Annotated in this window: 15 protein-coding genes and 1 pseudogene; 9 read left to right on the top strand and 7 right to left on the bottom strand. The window is 38.9% G+C overall.

Annotation, left to right across the window (positions count from 1 at the left end; all coding sequences use genetic code 11):
* Positions 1 to 6: 6 nt before the first annotated feature.
* Complete coding sequence (locus tag QL998_RS10430; RefSeq protein WP_290192634.1) at positions 7 to 669, bottom strand: HAD-IA family hydrolase; 663 nt, start codon at positions 667 to 669, stop codon at positions 7 to 9.
* Positions 666 to 1,625: a 23S rRNA pseudouridine(955/2504/2580) synthase RluC gene (rluC, locus tag QL998_RS10425; protein WP_290192633.1), complete on the bottom strand. Its 960-nt coding sequence runs from the start codon at positions 1,623 to 1,625 to the stop codon at positions 666 to 668. The genes QL998_RS10430 and rluC overlap by 4 nt, the downstream gene beginning before the upstream one ends.
* 772 nt (positions 1,626 to 2,397) lie before the next feature.
* Between rluC and rne the strand changes: the two genes are divergently transcribed.
* Positions 2,398 to 5,622 (top strand): ribonuclease E, encoded by a 3,225-nt coding sequence (gene rne, locus QL998_RS10420; protein ID WP_290192632.1) that lies wholly within the window; start codon positions 2,398 to 2,400, stop codon positions 5,620 to 5,622.
* Between the two features lie 466 nt (positions 5,623 to 6,088).
* Here rne and yejK read toward each other — a convergent pair whose 3' ends face one another.
* On the bottom strand, positions 6,089 to 7,105 hold the full coding sequence (gene yejK, locus QL998_RS10415; protein WP_002961473.1) for a nucleoid-associated protein YejK: 1,017 nt from the start codon (positions 7,103 to 7,105) through the stop codon (positions 6,089 to 6,091).
* A gap of 62 nt (positions 7,106 to 7,167) precedes the next feature.
* On the opposite strand from yejK, the gene QL998_RS10410 reads away from it, so the two are divergent.
* From QL998_RS10410 to QL998_RS10385, 6 genes are all read left to right on the top strand, one after another.
* Positions 7,168 to 7,380, top strand: a complete 213-nt coding sequence (locus QL998_RS10410; RefSeq protein ID WP_002961475.1) for a DUF1414 domain-containing protein — start codon at positions 7,168 to 7,170, stop codon at positions 7,378 to 7,380.
* 5 nt (positions 7,381 to 7,385) lie between these two features.
* The gene (locus QL998_RS10405) at positions 7,386 to 8,882 is read left to right on the top strand and encodes a DUF3413 domain-containing protein (protein WP_290192631.1); all 1,497 of its coding nucleotides are present in this window, start codon (positions 7,386 to 7,388) and stop codon (positions 8,880 to 8,882) included.
* An 86-nt stretch (positions 8,883 to 8,968) separates the two neighbouring features.
* The gene (locus QL998_RS10400) at positions 8,969 to 9,448 is read left to right on the top strand and encodes a DUF4124 domain-containing protein (protein WP_024596961.1); all 480 of its coding nucleotides are present in this window, start codon (positions 8,969 to 8,971) and stop codon (positions 9,446 to 9,448) included.
* 103 nt (positions 9,449 to 9,551) lie between these two features.
* Positions 9,552 to 11,270: a bifunctional isocitrate dehydrogenase kinase/phosphatase gene (aceK, locus tag QL998_RS10395; protein ID WP_290192630.1), complete on the top strand. Its 1,719-nt coding sequence runs from the start codon at positions 9,552 to 9,554 to the stop codon at positions 11,268 to 11,270.
* A gap of 19 nt (positions 11,271 to 11,289) precedes the next feature.
* Positions 11,290 to 12,228, top strand: a complete 939-nt coding sequence (locus tag QL998_RS10390; protein WP_002961484.1) for a LysR family transcriptional regulator — start codon at positions 11,290 to 11,292, stop codon at positions 12,226 to 12,228.
* Between the two features lie 177 nt (positions 12,229 to 12,405).
* Positions 12,406 to 12,849, top strand: coding sequence for a PA2169 family four-helix-bundle protein (locus QL998_RS10385; RefSeq protein ID WP_182194347.1), 444 nt, complete (start codon positions 12,406 to 12,408; stop codon positions 12,847 to 12,849).
* 372 nt (positions 12,850 to 13,221) lie between these two features.
* On the opposite strand, the gene QL998_RS10380 is transcribed toward QL998_RS10385, so the two are convergent.
* The 3 genes from QL998_RS10380 to QL998_RS10370 are packed head-to-tail and all read right to left on the bottom strand — an operon-like array spanning position 13,222 to position 17,909.
* A complete protein-coding gene (locus tag QL998_RS10380; protein WP_290192629.1) occupies positions 13,222 to 16,257 on the bottom strand; it encodes a TonB-dependent receptor in 3,036 nt (1,011 codons plus the stop codon).
* Between the two features lie 9 nt (positions 16,258 to 16,266).
* Complete coding sequence (locus QL998_RS10375) at positions 16,267 to 17,346, bottom strand: FecR domain-containing protein (protein ID WP_290192628.1); 1,080 nt, start codon at positions 17,344 to 17,346, stop codon at positions 16,267 to 16,269.
* On the bottom strand, positions 17,343 to 17,909 hold the full coding sequence (locus QL998_RS10370; protein WP_002961494.1) for an RNA polymerase sigma factor: 567 nt from the start codon (positions 17,907 to 17,909) through the stop codon (positions 17,343 to 17,345). Before QL998_RS10370 ends, QL998_RS10375 begins: the two co-directional genes overlap by 4 nt.
* 200 nt (positions 17,910 to 18,109) lie before the next feature.
* Here QL998_RS10370 and QL998_RS10365 point away from each other — a divergent pair, with 200 nt between their 5' ends.
* On the top strand, positions 18,110 to 18,625 hold the full coding sequence (locus QL998_RS10365) for a DUF2937 family protein (RefSeq protein ID WP_197098348.1): 516 nt from the start codon (positions 18,110 to 18,112) through the stop codon (positions 18,623 to 18,625).
* Here the strand turns inward: QL998_RS10365 and QL998_RS10360 are convergent.
* Positions 18,605 to 19,492 (bottom strand): LysR family transcriptional regulator, encoded by an 888-nt coding sequence (locus QL998_RS10360; protein WP_002961497.1) that lies wholly within the window; start codon positions 19,490 to 19,492, stop codon positions 18,605 to 18,607. The two genes, QL998_RS10365 and QL998_RS10360, sit on opposite strands and share 21 nt — an antisense overlap.
* A 122-nt stretch (positions 19,493 to 19,614) precedes the next feature.
* Here QL998_RS10360 and QL998_RS10355 point away from each other — a divergent pair.
* Positions 19,615 to 19,839, top strand: a pseudogene (locus tag QL998_RS10355) (AhpC/TSA family protein); the annotation flags it as partial.
* Between the last annotated feature and the right edge of the window lie 127 nt (positions 19,840 to 19,966).

The following is a 19,966-nucleotide window of genomic DNA, read 5'->3' as shown; positions in this document are numbered from 1 at the left end:
AATAAATTAGCCAAGCAAAACCTGTTGCAGCTGCAGATAGTTATCTACTGTTGCAACAGGGCTAAGCTTATTTAGCTGCTGTGCGTTATGTACACCCATTGTTACGCCGATTCTATCCATGCCAGCAGCTTTTGCCATGGTCATGTCTATTTGAGTGTCGCCAATCATTACAGCGTCTTGAGCGCTTATGCCAAGTTCTTCAAGCAATTGATACAGCATATTTGGAGAGGGCTTAGACAGTGCGTCGTCGCTTGTACGTGTTGCACTAAAGAAATGTCTAAGTTGGCTTTGATCAAGCAAACGCTCTAACCCACCTCTACCTTTACCTGTTGCAACCGCTAAAACAATGCCCTGCTCTTTTAATGCATTTAAAACGCCGACAACATCAGCAAATACAGGAGTTGGCGTGGTATCAACACTATATTGGTGTTTATATCCTTTAATTAGCGCTTGATGCTGCACTACATTATCAGGAAATAAAACGTCAATTGCTTTTTCAAGCGACATACCAATAATATTTTTAATTGCTAAATTACTTGGCGACACTAAATTAAGTGACTCGGCGCTACTACGAATACAGTTAACTATTTTAGTTACTGAATCCATAACAGTGCCGTCCCAATCAAAAATGACGAGCTTATATTTTTTTATTGGGGCTACTTTTATCACAGTTTCGCATCTCGTAGTTTTAGTAGTGTATTTTTAAGCGTTTTATCTAGCGGTGCTTCTACTCGCATCGTTGTTTCGTTTTTAGGATGATAAAAAGTTAAATCGTGTGCGTGTAAAAATAATCGGTTTAACCCAACTTTACGCATAGATTCATCAAAACCCTGATCGCCGTATTTATCATCGCATGCTATTGGGTGACCTTTACATTGCGTATGTACACGAATTTGGTGCGTGCGCCCTGTAACAGGCGATGCTTGTACAAGTGAGCAATCGTTAAAACGTTCAAGTACTTTAAAACGAGTATGTGAAGGTTTTCCCTCAGTGTTATCTACACGTACTACACGCTCGCCCGACTTAAGTGTATTTTTACGTAGCCCTTCGGTTACGTTTTTAGTTTTAGAGTCCCACTGCCCTTCTACAAGTGCCCAGTAATTTTTTTCCATTGTTTTTTCACGAAGTTGTTCATGCAATGCCGTTAACACCGAACGGCGCTTCGCTATAAGTAAACAACCCGATGTATCACGGTCAAGCCTATGAACTAGCTCAAGGCTGCGCTCTTCTGGGCGAAGTGCGCGTAGTGCTTCAATTAAACCATAACTTAAACCACTGCCACCATGAACAGCCATACCTGAAGGTTTATTTATGACGATAAGGTATTTATCTTCAAATAAAATATCGTCTTCTAGGCGAGTTACTTTGTCTAACTTTGATGGTACAAACTCTTCACGCTCAGCAACTCTGATAGGTGCAATACGCAGTACATCGTCAAGCTGTAGTTTATATACAGGCTTAATACGCTTTTTATTAACGCGTACCTCACCTTTGCGCAAAAGTTTATAAATAGCGCTTTTAGGCACCCCTTTTAAATGGGTAATAAGAAAGTTATCAATACGCTGACCTAAATGGTCTTCGTTGATCGTGACATAAGTTACTTGTAAGTCGTTTTTTTCTGACATTGCCTAATCACTAATTTAAGTAAAATAATTTAGTTGCTAACACTGTAATAATAGTGGGATAATCAGCAGCGCAAATATTTAGTATTTGCAAATAACAACGGTGCTTTTTAACACATTAAAACATTCGTGATGCACATTCTGGGTAGCCGATCATACAGATCCGAGTTAAGTTTTCCAAAGCTTTTATGCCTCCTCAGTTAACACGTGCGATCAATTAACGGCAATGCGCGTAATATATTGCTGGTTAAGTTTGAACATGAAGCGATTTTTAACGTGCTAGAAAAAGCAATGAACAGATAATTTGTCTGATAGTGACGACGTAAAAAACGTCGTTCAGCACTAGCTCAATTATTGTAGTACCGTATAGCAGCTTATTTAGAACTAAAAAAATCTAATAAATAAGCGTTCATTAACATCGGCAGCGATTTTTGCTCTTAAAACGGATATTAGCGATACATCAGTATGTATTGCTCACCAACTTAATGAGCCCTACGCGCCTAATATGAATGATATTTAGTAAGATTAATATGACAGGCCGACTTCTGGGTAAAACTTGTAAACGTAGCTGAAAAGCCGACAGTTTTAGCACCATTAAGAATTTAATAGCGATAATAATCGCTATTGTTTGCCAGCATTTAAAATACTGCATACGGGAAACAGAGCCGTTCCGTTAAAGACCCAGTCGTGAGGCTGCACATTCTAAAAATAGGGACAACTGAACAGGCGAGAAAAACATCGTCATGTCAGCGACATAAATAAGTAGAGTAACAATATGAAACGTATGCTAATCAATGCAACGCAGCAAGAAGAAATGCGCGTAGCACTGGTTGATGGCCAGCGCCTTTATGATTTAGATATCGAAAGCCCAGGTCACGAACAGAAAAAAGCCAATATTTATAAAGGCAAAATCACTCGCATTGAACCATCTCTTGAAGCAGCATTTGTTGATTACGGTGCTGACCGTCATGGTTTCCTTCCTTTAAAAGAAATTGCACGTACTTACTTCCCTGCAGGTTACACTTTTCATGGTCGCCCAAACATCCGCGACGTAATAAAAGAAGGTCAAGAAGTAATAGTACAAGTTGATAAAGAAGAACGCGGCCAAAAAGGCGCAGCGTTAACTACTTTTATCAGTGTTGCTGGTAGCTATTTAGTTCTTATGCCTAACAATCCTCGTGCTGGCGGTATTTCTCGTCGTATTGAAGGTGATGAGCGTACTGAACTTAAAGAAGCATTAGGTCGTTTAGAACTTCCTAAAGGTATGGGCTTAATTGTTCGTACAGCGGGTGTTGGTAAGTCATTTGAAGAACTTAACTACGATTTAAAAGCATTATTAGTACATTGGGATGCAATTAAACAAGCAGCTGACAGTGCTAAAGCACCGTTTTTAATTCACCAAGAAAGCAACGTGATTTTCCGTGCAATACGCGATTATTTACGTCGTGATATTGGCGAAATTTTAATTGATAAACCACGTGTTTTTGAAGAAGCTAAAGCGCACATTGAGCGTTTTCGTCCTGACTTTATGAGCCGTGTTAAGCTTTATCAAGGCGACACTCCTTTATTCACGCATTACCAAATTGAAAGCCAAATTGAGTCTGCGTTCCAGCGTGAAGTACGTCTTCCTTCTGGTGGTTCAATTGTAATTGACCCAACTGAAGCACTTACATCTATCGATATCAACTCGTCTAAAGCAACTAAAGGCGGCGATATTGAAGAGACTGCACTTAATACTAACTTAGAAGCGGCCGATGAGATTGCACGTCAATTACGTCTGCGTGACTTAGGCGGTTTAATTGTAATCGACTTTATCGATATGACGCCTCCACGCCATCAGCGTGAAGTAGAAAATCGTTTAAAAGATGCTGCTCGCCCAGATCGTGCTCGTGTTCAAATTGGTAAAATTTCACGCTTTGGTTTACTTGAAATGTCGCGTCAGCGTTTGCGTCCTTCATTAGGTGAAGCAAGCCAAGGTCCATGTCCACGTTGTAGTGGCCAAGGTACTATTCGTTCAAACGAATCAATTGCGCTTTCTATTCTTCGTTTAATTGAAGAAGAAGCAATTAAAGACAACACAGCACAAGTAAATGCACAAGTGCCTGTTGCCGTTGCCGCTTATTTGTTAAATGAGCAACGTCGTAGTGTTCACCGCATTGAAAAGCATCACAAATGTGACGTAGTGATTATTCCAAATCAACATATGGAAACACCACATTACGAAGTTATGCGTTTACGTAAAGACGAAACACTTGAAACAGTAAGCTACGGACAAGTTGTTGCACCAGAGCCTGAAGTATTTGAGATGTCAAAATCACCAAGTACTCCAGTACGTGAAGAGCCAATGTTAAAAGGCGTGGTAATGCCTTCTACTCCAGCTCCACAATCAGCTCCAGCTAAAGCAGTAGCACCAGCGGCTGTTGTACAAACTAAAACTGAAGGTGGCTTACTAGCTGCTATTGGTAATTGGTTTAAGTCGTTATTTGCAAGTGAATCTGAAGAAGAGAGAAAAGAAGCTGTAGAAAAAGAGCAGCAAGAAACGCGCAATAATGCGCGTCGTGGTAACGATAACCGTCGTCGTAATAACAATCAACGTCGTCGTAATAATAACCCACGCACTAACAAGCCGCGCAATGAGCGTCCAGCCGCTGAAGAGGAAGCTAAAACTGACTCAGCAGCAAGCACCGAGACTCAAGAGAGAAGCGAGAACCGCAACAAGCGCCGTCGTAATCCTAACTCTCGTAAGCGCCCAGAGCATAAAAACCAAGAAAAAGATCAAGTTAAAACTGAAACCCCTGCAAAGGTGGAAGTAGAAACTGATTCTAAGCCAGCACAAGCTACAGAGCCTAAAGAGCAGAAGCCTAAAGTTCGCCGTCAACGTCGTAACATACGTAAAAAAGTACGTCTGCAAGATGAAAAAGCTGAGCAAGCTAACTCAACAGAGCAAGTACCTGAGCAAACGGCTGTAACTGAAACTCCACAAGTTCAAGAGCAAGCTCCTGCTGTAGAAAAGCAAAAGCAAACTCCGGCAGAAAAAACAGCTCACATTAAAGAAGAGAAAGTTGATGTTGTTGATTCTAACGATGAAACAGCAACTACTGAAGACGAACAAGAGCAAACACGTACACGTTCACGTCGTTCTCCTCGTCATCTTCGTGCATCTGGCCAACGTCGTCGTCGCCCTGAAGGTGAAGCAGAAGTTAAATCTGATGAAGCCCCTGCATTTATTCCAGTTGCTGATCAAGCTGCTGCAGAATACGAAGCAGAACTTAAAGCGAAATCAGAAGAAACACCGGTAGATGCGTCGCAACAAGTTGAACAAGCCGTTGCGGTTGAAGACTTAGCAAAAGTTGAAGCTGTAGAAGAGCCAGTAAAAGCTAAAGAACCGGCTAAAGCTGAAACGCCAGTAGCCACTGAAGAGCCAGTTAAAGTTGAAACACCAGTAGCAACTGAAGAGCCTGCTAAAGTTGAAACACCAGTAGCAACTGAAGAGCCAGCTAAAGCTGAAACACCAGTAGCCACTGAAGAGCCAGCTAAAGTTGAAACACCAGCAGCAACTGAAGAGCCTGCTAAAGTTGAAACGCCAGTAGCAACTGAAGAGCCAGCTAAAGTTGAAACGCCAGTAGCAACTGAAGAGCCAGCTAAAGTTGAAACGCCAGTAGCAACTGAAGAGCCAGCTAAAGTTGAAACGCCAGTAGCAACTGAAAAGTCTGCTAAAGCTGAAACATCAGTAGTAACTAAAGAGCCTGCTAAAGTTGAAGCAAAAGTGAAAACTGAAAAATCAGCACCGCATGTTAAAACAGCGGTTACTCAAGGGTCAGCAAGTGCGCCAATGGCACAACCTACTCCTGTAGCTGATAGCGAAGTGAAACATACGTCTGTAGCAATGGCTCACGATAAACGTGAACTAGTTCCAGACAGTGGTTTACGTGCAGGTTCAATCAAACCTGCTGGTCGTGCAAGTTCTGCAATGACTAAAACAATGAGTGTTGATCAATAACTAACATTCATTTAAAAGCCCCGCTATTTAATAAATAGCGGGGCTTTTTTGTTTATATGATTTGAATAATTATTAAAGTTTCTTCACGTCCACAATAAGCGATTTATTCACAAAGAGGTAAAGAGACGCTGCGCTTTTAGAGGTAGTAAAAAGGCTAAGTCTTGTTAATAAAGCACGACTTGTGTTTTCTCATTTACTTCTCTTTCACTTCTCTTTGTGAAATAGATCTTTTAGTGGTTTTTAAATAAACAGAAGCGGTGCTTCTCGTGTAAGCAAGCTTCACGACTTCAGCCGAAATTTAACACCGTGAATAAGATTAGCTTGTGTTTCTTATTTACTCCTCTTTCACTTCTCTATGTGAAATAAACCTTTAAGGTTTTTTTTCCGATGCAACGAATTTATATACCGATACAAAAAAGCGCGATATAAATACCGCGCTCTTAAATCAGCTTTTTACTTGTGAAATTTACTCGCTTTCACTTTCCATAAAACGTTGTAACTGATCTTTTAAGTTTGGTGGAATACCTTTAATTACAAGCGTGTCCGTTGCCTCGTTGTAAGTTACGCGCTCACCTAAGTGTTTACGTTCAAAGCTTACACTCACACCACCACCAAGACCTGAGAACTTAACCATGCTGGTTACGGTTTTCTTATCAACAGGGAAAGTTTCTTCTAAGTCATAGCTTTGTTCTTTACAAAAACTATCAAACGGGCTGTCATCGCCTTTTGTAAGCGTTGCAGATAGCTCGCTTACGCTTGCATCTTCACCAGTTGTCACACAGTCATTACAGTAGTCAAAGACTTGTTTACGTAAATCGTCTTTTTCTGATTTATCAAATTGTTGCTCAGATAAATAATCCTCTACTGCGCTAAGCATTACTTGGCTTTGCTGTTTTGAATCAATACCCTCTTCACAACCTAAAAAGTCTAAGAAAAAGTCAGCAACTTTACGTCCAGCTCGCCCTTTGATAAATGAAATATAACGGTTGTCGTCAGCTTGTGTATCCCACGCTGTTAAATCGATACGAGCAGCAAGTTGCATGCGTGATATGTCTAAATGACGAGAAGCGGCTAAATCAAGCTCTGAGGTCATAGAATAATGCTCTTTGATGTTAATCATCGCAATTAGCATGTAATCAGTTGCAACGTACTGGTAATGACAAAATACTAAATAGCCTGTTTCACTAAATGCATACTTATCAAGCTCTTCTTTTAAAACCGTTGAGGCTTGCTCGGTCATATGCCAAAAGCCTAACTCATCGTTACGGTAACTTTGCATTGCAGATGCTACAACACTGTTTTTGTCACCACTGAAAGCACAATAACCTTTACCAGGTTTACCATTGTATGCATGATGTAATTGTTCGATAAAAACGGCTACTTTATCGTTAATTACCATCTCATCATTTCGAAGGTGAATTTGCGTATCGTCGTCTTTTTTGTCTACATAGTGAACGACTAATTTTTTAACGTCTGTTGTCATCTTTGTTTTTCACGCCTCTAGTGTTAAAATACGAGAATATAACTATTTTATTGAACCAACTAATGCCAATCTTATCAAAATACTCTAATGAAGAAGTAGAACAAATCGTCGATCAGCTTATTGATGTGCTAACTAAACACAATGCGCCGGTTGATTTAAGTCTTATGTGTTTAGGAAATTCTATCACGCATATCTTAAAAGAGCATGTACCAACAGGGAAAAGACAAGCTGTAACCGAGAACTTTGCAAAAGCGCTCGCGCAGTCGGTTAAATAAAATTTATGAATTTATCGCAGCACAATCAATTTTCATCAAAAGCAAGTCAGCTGCTAAGTTGGGGGCATTGGTTTACCTTTGCCAATATCGGCTTAGCCCTACTTATTAGCTTAAGCTATTTATTTGCAGACTCGCCACCTACAAGCTTTTTAGGCATTACTTATATGCTAGTTACTTGGCTAAGCCACACTAGTTTTATAGCCTTTTTAGCGTTTGTGCTGACGGTATTTCCGCTTAGTTTAATATTCCCATACCCACGACACATTCGTGGCATGGCCGCTGTTATAGCCACTGTAGGCGCATCATTGCTTACTCTTGATGCTTATGTGTATGTTAATTTAGGTTATCACCTAAGTATATCTGCCTTACCTGAAATAATTTCATTGTTGTGGCATCGTTTAACAAGCTCTCCTGCTTTAACAACCATTTTAGCCAGTGGTATTGTTGTTGTTATTTTAGGCTTTCAGCTACTTGTTAGTAATTACACATGGCACCACCTTGAGCGTTTAAAGCAATATAAATTTGCACGTTACGCAATTTCTTTCTTAATCGTGTGTTTTTCGCTTAGCCACAGTATTCATATTTGGGCTGACGCCAATTTAAACTTTGACGTAACAAAACAAGATAATGTTTTGCCACTTTCATACCCTACTACTGCTAAAAGCTTGTTAGCTAAAAATGATCTGCTAGATATAGAAAGCTACGAGCAAGCACACAACGTAAAAATTAATAACCAAAATATTAGTTATCAAATGCCAAGCCCGCTTGAAAAATGCGAGGACTACACACAAGCCAATGTAGATATATTTGTATTTGAAACTCAACAACAACTTGAAAAGTTTGTTGCCGAGAATAAAAACTTGCACAAAACAGAGCAGTTTTTACAGCCAACAAATCATGACGATACGCTATTTAGCTTAGTGTATGGTTTACCCGCTTTTTATAAAGCAGAAATTTTAACCGAGCAGACACTCCCCGTTTGGCAAAGTCAGCGCCGTAGCATTGAAGTAACTGGCATTGAAGAACTAAGCTTTATTAATGATCAAGCACATAGCTCTAGTGCTATTCGAGTAATTAAAGCGAGTGATACCCCTACTATTCGAGATGATGAAACACAAGTTTTTGCTTTTAGTCTTGCCAATAACAAGCAAGAAGTAGTAGCAACCTCAACGTTATACAGCTCTGACAAACGTATTTCTAAAGTAGATGGGCTAATTCAACCTAGCGACTTAATTGCAACAAGCGTTGGGCAATATTTAAATTGCAAAGCTATTGCCAAACAAACAATGCTAGGCGTTAATCTATACAAGAAAAAAGACGATATGGGCGTGAACTACTCTCAGGGTGTTGTTATAGCCTATAAAAAAGATAGGATTACCTTAATAGATTCAGATGGTAACTTTAAAAACATTTCCGCCGCTGAAGGTTTTTCTATTGAACAAGGTTTAGATATACCATTTTTAGTACAGAGTATTAAAAAGCTCAAAACCTTTACCCAATAACAGTTATCCTAACCTAGCTTGATATACCACCAAGCTAGGTTATAGTTTTATATTGTTGTTAGATATAAAAACCAAGGATGACATGTATGTTTAAAACTTCTCGTTATATTCTCCATTCTAGCTTTTTACTTATCAGTTTTTTTAGCTTTAGCGATACCACTTACTACAAATGTGTAACAGAAAAAGGCACTGTCTTTTCTCAACTGCCTTGTGACGACGAAGCAACGACTTATAAAGTTAACACAACGGGTAATCAGTATTCTGGTCCTAAGGTTGACTATACTAAACAATTAAACGAACTTGAGCGTGAAAGGCTTCTATCTGGCTTACAGGCAGAGCTTCGCAGTAATAACCATAAACTAACAATACTTGATCGTAATAAAGAGCGTGCTGAATACAAACAACAAGAGCGATTAAATCATATCTTAGCCATTGATGATAAAAAGCGTATTACTAAAGACATTACTAAAAAACTAAAAATAATTAATAAAACATATAAGAAAAACGTATCGGCTGTGACTAAACAAATTAAAATTCTCGAAAAAAAGATAGCTCAATTCCAATAAGTTACTCTTAGTTAGTAAGTAACATTTATCTTGGTTTTAAACTTAAAATAACATACCCTTAACACAATAGAGTATAAACTCTAGGGACTTTTAAGGAGTGCAAATGCAACCTCGCCATATTGCTGAATTAATTTTAACGGGTTTTAAAAGGCACTATCAGTTATTTCAAAAAACAACAGCCAAAGCCCCTCTTGCCTTTGCAAAAAAAGATTGGCAAGCAATTAATGATATCAGCCGTTTGCGTATCAGCTATTATGATGATCGTGTTAACGAAACTACGCAAGCGCTAAAAAAAGAAACCCCAACCGAACAACTCGATGAAAGCCTATGGCTTGAAGTTAAAAAGATATATCAGCATTTTTTATGTTTTCATCCCCAAGCAGAGCTCGCAGAAACTTTTTATAACTCTGTATTTTGCCGGCAGTACCATAGGCGCTATTTTCATAATGACTTTATATTTGTAGAGGCAACCTTAAAAGATGCTCCTTCAGTACCTGTTGAGGCCGAATATAGAACCTACTTTCCTGTAGTTGATGGCCTAAAACCAACAATAAAACGCATTATTAGTCATTTTGATTTTAAAGCCCCATTTGTAAATTTAGAGCGTGATATTCGCCTCCTTGTTAAAGCTTTTTATAAACAAGCCCCCGATACACATCATCAACCTTGGCAAATGCGCTTTGATATTTTACACACGCCTTTTTATCGTAATAAAGCAGCCTATATTGTTGGTCGTGTTGTTTCAAAAAGTGGGGTTCAGCCCTTTATAATCGCTGTATTACACGATGAAGATAACGGATTATATTTAGATGCACTTTTAACTAAGTCATCTCAAATGCGTGTTATTTTTGGCTTTGCCCGCGCTTATTTTATGGTAGAGACTCACGCACCTTCAGCACTTGTTCGGTTTTTAAATCAACTTATGCCAAACAAAACACTTGCTGAGCTCTATAATGCAGTGGGTTTTCATAAACAGGGGAAAACTGAGTTTTACCGAGAGTTTTTAAATCATTTATCTCACTCTAGTGATAAGTTTACAATTGCACCGGGGACTCCCGGTATGGTGATGATGGTATTTACCCTCCCCTCATTTGGCTATGTTTTTAAAGTAATAAAAGACAAATTTGGTGAGAGTAAACCATTTGGCCGTGATACCGTATTAAAGCGTTATCAACTGGTAAAAAACCATGATCGCGTTGGCAGAATGGCCGATACCATAGAGTATTCTAACGTCGTATTTCCTTTAGCGCGTTTTGATAGTAATTTACTTGCGCAATTACATAAAACAATTGGCTCATCAATGATAATTGAGGGCGATTGGTTGATCATCAAGCATTTGTATATTGAACGGCGCATGACACCTCTTAACTTGTTTTTAGAAAATGCTGATGAAGAAAGTGTCGCCGACGCGATTGAAGAATATGGGCAAGCCCTAAAAGAAATGATTGCTGTTAATATATTCCCTGGTGATATGCTCTTAAAAAACTTTGGTGTAAGTAAGCACAAACGTATTATTTTTTACGATTACGATGAAGTTCAATATCTAACCGATATGAACTTTAGAGCATTACCAAAAGCAAAGAGCTATGACGACTATCTAATGGATGAACAAAGTTACTCTGTTGCACCACAGGACGTATTTCCTGAGCAACTTTGTACATTTGTAATGCCAAACCCTATGTATAAAAAGTTTTTACTCAGCACTCATCCTGAGCTTATAGATGTTAGCTTTTGGAAGCAGGCACAACAAAATATAAAAAATGGTCAGGTAAGTCATATTTACCCATACCCGACAGCACAGCGCTTTATTCACCACTGGTAAGCGCTAAAGGACACACACAATGAATATAAGTAAAATAGATTTAAATTTACTCGTTTACCTCGATACATTGCTTCGAGAATGCAACGTAACACGCGCTGCTAATCAATTGAGTATAACGCAACCTGCAATGAGTAATGGCCTTAAACGTCTTCGTAACTTATTTAACGACCCTATTTTAGTTCGTACCAGCGATGGTATGGTGCCTACCGAGCGTGCTTTGGAGTTACAACCCGTTATTCGTGGCATATTAATGACCCTTGAAGAAACTCTAGCTCCTAATCGAGAATTTGAGGCAAGCCAAAGTAAGCGTGTGTTTAGAATAATGGCCAGTGATTACGCTGCAAGTACATTAGCACCAAAGCTTTTAAGTAAATTGCACGAAGAAGCCCCCGATACTACTTTAGATATACTCACACCAAGTGATGTCACCTTTCATGATGTAGAAAACGGTAAAGTAGATATGGCAATCAACCGTTTTGAAAACTTACCACAGTCTTTTCATCATAAACGTATTTGGAAAGATAGTTTTTGCTGCTTAGTAAAAGCCGATAACCCTATAATTGAAAACTTTAGCCTCGACAGCTATTTAAAAGCACGCCATATATGGGTGAGTAAAACAGGTTTTGGTGTAGGTGTGGGCATGGACCCTAAAGATGTGCAAAAACTTGGCTGGGTTGACGAAGCACTTGCTCACTTTGGTAAGCATCGTAATATTGCCACTTTTACGCGTAACTACCATGTAGCAATTCATTTAGCTAAAGAGAAAAATTTAATTGCGACCCTTCCTTCAAAAGCCGCAAATATATATTTAGATGATCCGGGGCTTAAAATTTTAGAGCCACCATTTCCAATTCCTCCTTTTGAGCTTGATATGATTTGGAGCCCACTGTTACATCGCGATGCGAGTCACATTTGGTTACGTCAAAAAGTAGCTGAAGTAGCTGAAGAGCTAAAATAACTTTATTACACAATATAATGTAAAAATTGCTAGGTTAATTTTTTGCCTGTTAACTTAGCACCCTACTGAGATGAAATTAAACCAATAAAATCAAATAACTACATAACCATTGAAACGTGGAACATACATTGCTTTTATTAAATTGAACTATACATTCATTTAATTAAAGAGGTCATTATGAACACCCATCAAGGATCAGAAGTAAATCATATTACTGACATCATTCAAGTTATGAACAGCGGCATCGATTTTTATCAAAAAGCACAGGAAAAAGTTGAAGACCCTGCTATTGGTGCACTTTTTCAGCGTATGATAGATGCCCGAAAAGTGAGTGTTGAGCGCTTGCAGCCATATGCAATTAATGAAAAAGGCGAACGCGAAGATGGCTCATCTTTCGCAGTTGAAGCACGACGTGCGTACACAGCCCTATTGACTACTTTCACCTCACACAACGACAGCACGTATGTAAAAGAGCTTGAAGAAGTAGAAGATAAAACCCTTGAAGAAATTAAAGCAGCAATGAATAAACCGCAACCAGCTGACTGCGAAGCTGCACTGGCTAAAACATTATTAACAATGCAAAGCTGCCATGCAGAAATGAGCCGTATGCAAAAGCATTAAGCTTACATAGCTCACAACTAGAACCCAGCCTCGAGCTGGGTTTTTTATTGCCTCTAATACAACGCCTCGCTTCACATCGTATTTAAAGTATATTGTTTAAGAAATTCATTTTGAATGGGCTTGATGATCATCAATAAAATCAGCCCAAGCTAATACCAATCTGCTTATATATGGGGTCTATTTAACGTTAAGAAAATTACGCTAGAACTAGGCAAAAGTTTTTATATCTAGTTGTTCTAAATAAAAAACTTTTAACGACGTTATAGTGCAATTTAATTCGTTAAATTGATCAAAGATTTATGCAGGTTGGTATAAAACCAAAAAAAGGGCCTTACGGCCCTTTGAGTTAAATAACGAAAGGGAGGTTATTAATTAAAAACGGTATTCTGCACCTACGTAGTAGTAAGCACCGTTAAATCCAAATGGAGCCGAGCGACGTGAGTAGTCAAACACACCTGAGCTACTTATTACTGTGTTGCCACTAGCATCCACAATAGTACCTGAGCGAGAGTTACCTATTTCGTTTTTATCTGGGTAAACGTCAAACAAGTTATTTGCACCAATGTTTACCGACAAATCTTCAGTAACGAAGTAGTTAACTTTAACGTCAGTTAAAATTTCTGCGCCATACGTTTGACGTCCGCCATCTTCTACTGTGTACTCACCAAAGCGATTAAGTGACAGGTTAACTGTCCAATCATCACGTTGATAAAGTGCACTTAAGTTAATGCGATCCTCAGGTTGCCACTCTTCTATAATAGAGATATCTTCCGCTGAAAATATATCGTCTACACTTACTGTCTCAAGGCTTGAGCCAGCAGGAGAAAATAACGATACAACATCTGTTTTAGTGAAGTTAGCTGCAAGTGTAAAATCAAGCGTACCGCCTAAACCTTCAGTGTTCCACGTTGCTACAAAATCAACACCACGAGTTTCAGTATCAGCACCATTTAAGAAAAACTGCCCTACGCCAGCCCCCGCACTATTTAATGCAGCATCAAGGCTTGTAGATAAACCTTTACCTAAGCGGTCACTAATTACAATACGGTCGTCAATATCAATTGAATAGTAATCAACGGTTACATTAATATTATCTGTAACGTTATACACAATACCTAAACTACGGTTTTGTGATTTTTCTTCTTTAAGCTTTGGAATACCTAAGCTTTGCGCAAGTGTTGAATCATTTCTAAATGTACCAACCTCTTCTGCAACTAGGTTACCATTAGTATCAACAACAAATTGCGTACTTACATTATTAAAGTAAAGCTGTTGCATTGAAGGTGCTCTAAAACCTGAGCTTAATGCACCACGTAGTGAAATATCGTCGGTTACAGACCAGTTACCAGCAAGCTTAAAGTTTACTGTATCACCAAAGCCTTTGTAGTTATCGTAGCGAAGTGCACCCGATAAAATTACATCTTCAATCACATAAGCTTCTGCATCTACATAAAATGAGATTACATCACGCGATTCATCAACTGATGACGCAGGAGACGAACCACCAAAACCTTGTGAACCACCTGATGCATCTTCAGAGCCAACACCACCACTTAAGCCGTTATAAATACTTACACCGTTGGTCGTATCGTAATCGCGGTATGCATATTCACTACCTTCTAAGATACGGTATTCGTCAGTACGAATTTCAGCACCCATCGCTAACGAATAATCATCAAAGTTTTGCGTAAAATCAATATTGATTGTTTGCAGTGATAATTCCATGCCGTAAGCGTACGCTTCACGTGGGATAGTTGTACGAATATCAGCAGCACTTAAACCTTGGTCATAACGTAAAAAGTTAGCGTATGAGGCATTGATAGTGTCACTTGTCGTGTAATCAATGCTGTTTTCACCGTAGGTGTAAGACAAATCAAGACTTGCATCGTTATCAAACTCAGTTTTATAACCAAAGTTGTATGAGATATCGTCGATAGTTGTATTAATTTTTGGTAAGAAACCTAGCGGAATTGTCGCATCGTTATCTTGCAGTACTGGGTTACCACCTGCATTTGCATTATGACGGAAAAATGCAGCCGACTCGTTTTCACGTGTTGAGTAAGTAATAAAGCCGTAAAGCTCGCCATCACCTAACTCGTAACCGGTATTAATTGTTAAACCAAACTGCTGAGAATCAGCATCACCGATTCTAAAAGTATCACGATCGGCTGTCAGTTCACGCGGGTCGCCAGCAAGTAAAGTGCCGTCACTTAGTTCTGTACAACCATAAAACTGACAAGAGCCATGTAAACCGGCACGGTTAGTCGGTGCACGGTCACGGTAATTGATAGTTGTATTTAAATAACCGTCATCACCTAGCGCAAAGCCTTTATTAAAATCAAGGTTAATGGTTTCGCCATCGCCTTCAGAATATTGACCGTAGTTAATAGCCGCTTTGCCACCTTCGCTACCATCTTTAAGTACAATATTAATAACACCAGCAATTGCATCAGAACCATACTGAGCAGCAGCGCCATCACGTAATACTTCAATGCGTTTAATTGCAGAAGCTGGAATTGCATTCATGTCAGTACCTGCGGTACCACGCCCAACAGAGCCATTAATATGAATGATACTTGCTTGGTGACGACGTTTGCCGTTAATTAACACCAATGTTTGATCGGGGCCCAAACCGCGAAGTGTCGCAGGTCTTAAAGCATCAGTACCATCACTAATTGCAGAGCTTGAAAAGTTAAATGAAGGGGCGATAGACTGTAGCATACGACCAACTTCTGTTTGGCCCGTATTTTCAAGCGCTTCTGCACTTAGGATATCTACTGGAACGGGTAAATCTTCAACTGAACGTCCTGCTACACGGCTACCGACAATAGCGATTTTTTCAATTTTTTCTTGAGCGACTTCTTCTGCTGCGTTTACACCTTGCGAATTTACTGCAAGTAAAGCTGGTAATACTGCTGCACTGACCGCTGAAAGCTTCATCATGTTGTTATCATTCCTGTTGATTTGTTTGAGTTTTATACTCAGTAAACCATTTTGATCAACAACCGCATCGAGCTCAGTCCCACCTAATAATGCCTCTAGAGCATCTAGCTGAGTGTAAAATCCATAAACTGAATTTGCGTCATACTGCTTTGCCAACTCATAAGAAAACACCACGGTTTGCTCTGTTTGTCTAGCATATTCAATTAAGGCTTTGTCTGCTCGCTGCGCTTTTATATCAAATTGCACCATTTGCCCAGTGGTTTGAGTTGCTGCTTGTACACTTAAACTAAAAATAGCCGGTGCAAGCACACTAAATCCACTCAATAAATGCGTTTGGTTACTGCGCAACTTATATAAACAGCTGACAAACAAAAATCCTCTATGGTTTTGTTTCTTTTTTTTAATGTTTTTTTTACGTTCAATCTCTATTGATGCAACTTTACCTAACATTAGTTTGATTTGCATAACGTCTACTTATGATTCTGTATGGTGTTTTAGCGTTACTACATGCTCACCTAAACGCTCATGATCAATCGAAAAGTTAGTTTGTAAACTTTCTAGTAAACCTTCAACGTCACCGGCTTTGAATACTCCAGCCACTTTAATACTGGCAAGCTCAGCTGATGAAAGCTCAAAACGTGTGGCTGTATAGCGGCTTACTTCATTTAAAGCATCGCTTAGCTCTTCTCCATTAAAAATAAGCATCCCGTTTTGCCATGCCAAATCGCGTTGTACGTCGTTCATTGAAAGCTGCGTAATTGGCTTTGTAACACTTTGCTCAATAACTGCTTTTTCGCCTGAGGTAACAATATTGGCATTAATTTGACGAATTTTTTTCGTGCTATTATCTGCAAGTTGATAATCTTTAAAGTCATTTGCATCAACCGCTACACTTGGATCGGTGATCATCACTTTGCCTTCAGTAACCACCAGTTCTAAATCTGATGATGTATTGCGTTGTACATTAAATACCGTGCCTAACGCGGTAAAACTTTTATCACCAGCCATAACACTAAACGGACGCGTGGCATCTTTTGCTACATTAAAGCGCCCTTCCCCACGACTAAGTAATAACTGTCTGCGACCTTTGCTATAAGCAACTTCTAGTAAGCTATTAGTATTAAGCTGCATTATGGTGCCGTCTGGCAGCACATACGTTGCTTGCTCGCCTACTTTTGTTTTGTAAATTTTAGTGTAATTAACTTTTGCAAGCTCTTGGTTGTAGCTATTTTCTAAGTTAATTAATAAGTAGCTGCATACCATTAACGCTGCAAACAAACTCGCTGCAATTGAGTAAGAAAACATCCACTTGTTTTTTGATGTTTTAGTATTGTTGCGCTGAGGAAATAAATGACTTAATTCGTTTAATACTGAAAGCTCATCCCAAAGCTGAGCAAGCTCGTATATAGAGTCTTGATGTGCAGTGCTTTGCATCATCCATAATTTAAATTGCTCTTTTTCATCATCAGTTAAACCACGATCAATCGCGCTTATCCAATCACATGACTTTTCTAAGATTAAATCTTTTGAATTAAATTGATGAACATTACTCATTCTGCGACCCTCTTAACTGATATAGGATGTGCCTGAGCTTTAGGGTTCGTTTGAGGGCTTTGCTCATGTTCACGCATGTATAACATGGTTTGTAACAATCCTTTGGCAATGTGTTTTTCAACAGTGCTTTGGCTTAACTGCATTTGGTCTGCTATCTCTTTTTGGCTCATACCGTAAACTTTTTTTAATATAAAGCATTTACGAATCGATGAGCTTAGTTGCTCAGTAGCTCTACAAAAGAGTAAAAAACGCTCTTTAGATGTGTATTCGTCTTCGAGCTTCATTGATTTGAGTAATACGGGCAATTCGTTATCGTTTTCTAACGAATCATTAAATTTATTGTCCCACTTAGCTATATGGTTGAGTGCTAGATGTTTTGCTGTTTTTAGCATATAACTGCGGGTAAACTGGATGTCTTGTTTTAAATCAGCTTCATAGCTTTTTACAAAAGTTTCTTGCACAATATCTTCTACATCGTCGGGTTGAACAATGCGCGATACAAAACGTTTGAGCTGTTTAGAAATATCAACAAATGTTGACGTGAACTTTACTTTTTTCGTCATCCTTAACATCCACCTGTTGTTATTTTTATTATTAGGGCGTGTTGGCCTTTCGTGGTTGAATTTGCAGCATAAATGCCAAACATGCGCTGCCCTTTGGGTTCAATCCACAAAGGTTAACACGCCCCAATAGATTACGAGTTTTTGACATAAAAACAAGCTCAAATGTTAATTCTGGGTTATTTAAATGCATAGGAAGATAAATGAGTAAACTTTTAGATTATATACGACTTAGTTTCTTTGCATTCGGTTTACTACTTGGAGTGCAAATTCCTGCATTTGTAAGTGATTTTGGCCAAGCACTATCAGCCCAATTAATTGAAGCTAATAATGCCGTTGCGCCTTTTAAAAGCGATGCAGCTAAGTATTTCAATAATGATTTAAATAAGCTAATAAAACACTATCAAAATATTGGTGATGAAATTGTGAACAAAGGGGCAAGTAATATCAGTACTCTTTACGAGCGACAGCAAGATTTACAGATAGCCGTAAATAGGTTTGAGAAATCTCCGTATATATTTACTATGATCAGTGGCATGAGCGATATAAAGCAACAAGTATGGCAACGCTTTGAAGGTCAAATCATTTTGAAAAAAGACTCTATTATAGCCGCCATTGTTGCAGCCATAATTGTTGCCTTGCTTGCAGAGCTTACTGGTTATTTGTTTTTAACTGGAGTAAAACGCTCATTTAAACGCTTATTCGCAGCTCAAAAATAATGATTTCATAAAATCATAAAATACATCGGTTTTGCGGGTTGTTAAACTATTTTGCGGACGTAAAAACCAAACCGGTGCATCATCTTGTGCCATTACCCCTGGCATAACTTCAACCAAAATACCGTTTTTAAGATCTTCATTAATCGCTATTTTTGACTTAATAGCGATACCATGACCTGCAATAGCAGCTTGTGTCATATTATCGGAGTTTGAAATAGTAAAACGAGTTTTAGCATTAAAGGTATGTATTTTTTTGTGTTCGTCAAAAAGCTTTAACTGGCGTTGCCACGGCAGGCAAACCCAATAATGCTCACTCAATTGCGTTAAATTTTCAGGCATGCCGTACTTTTCTATGTAGCTAGGGGCTGCACACAGTATGCGACTATTGTTTACGATTTTACGAGAAAGTAATCCTGAGTCATTTAATTTTCCCACCCTAATTGCAACATCTTGGGCGTCATCAACCACATTTACAAAATGATCCGTTATTAAAAAATCAAGCTTTAGTTCAGGGTAAGCTTGCTCAAACTCATTGAGTTTAGGCATTACGTATTTTGAAAAAACCCAAGGCGGCATGGTCACGCGTAGTAAACCACTCACCGATGAGCTACGCGCGCCAATACTATGTTCAGCATCGTGTAGAGCTTCTATTATAGCCCCCACACGCGTATAAAATATTTCACCTGCGGGAGATAAGCGTACTCGCCTGCTATCTCTAAAAACAAGTACTGTAGCAAGCTCACGCTCTAGTTTACTTAAGCGATGGCTCACCGTTGCAGGCGATAAACGCTGCTCGCGGGCAGCAGCAAGCACGCCCTTATTTTCAACTACAGCTATAAATGTTTCTAGGTCGCTTAAATTATACATAAAGATGCCATTGTGCACTTTTCAATGTTTAATATTTTCGAATGAAGCTTTCAGTATTGCAATGTTTATTTAAATATCTAAAACACTATAATTGCAAATAGTCTAATTATTGAGGTTCAATCATGAGTTTAAAAGCGCAAATAGATGCCTATAACGTACAAAAAGATGCCAAATTACCGGCTGACGTTTTGGCACTAATGAACACTACAAGTGAAGAGCTAATTGCACAGCATATTAGAGACAATGCATTGCAAATTGGTCAAAAAGTAGAAAGCTTTAGCTTAGCCAACCATAACGGCGAAAACATTGAGCTTGCAGATTTATTAAAAAAAGGCCCGGTAATCATTTAATGCCGTTCACTTAAGGTGAACGGCTTTTTTATTTCTAGCGTACCGCTGCGGTCTTGGCTTGACTGAGCGAGGAAAACTTCGCTCCCTTCGAGGTTCTAGAATGAGGCTTTCTGCCATCGTATAA

It is taken from the genome of Pseudoalteromonas sp. APC 3691 (assembly GCF_030408135.1).
In the GTDB taxonomy this organism is placed as follows: Bacteria; Pseudomonadota; Gammaproteobacteria; order Enterobacterales; family Alteromonadaceae; genus Pseudoalteromonas.
This window is presented reverse-complemented; position numbering and strand designations above follow the sequence as displayed.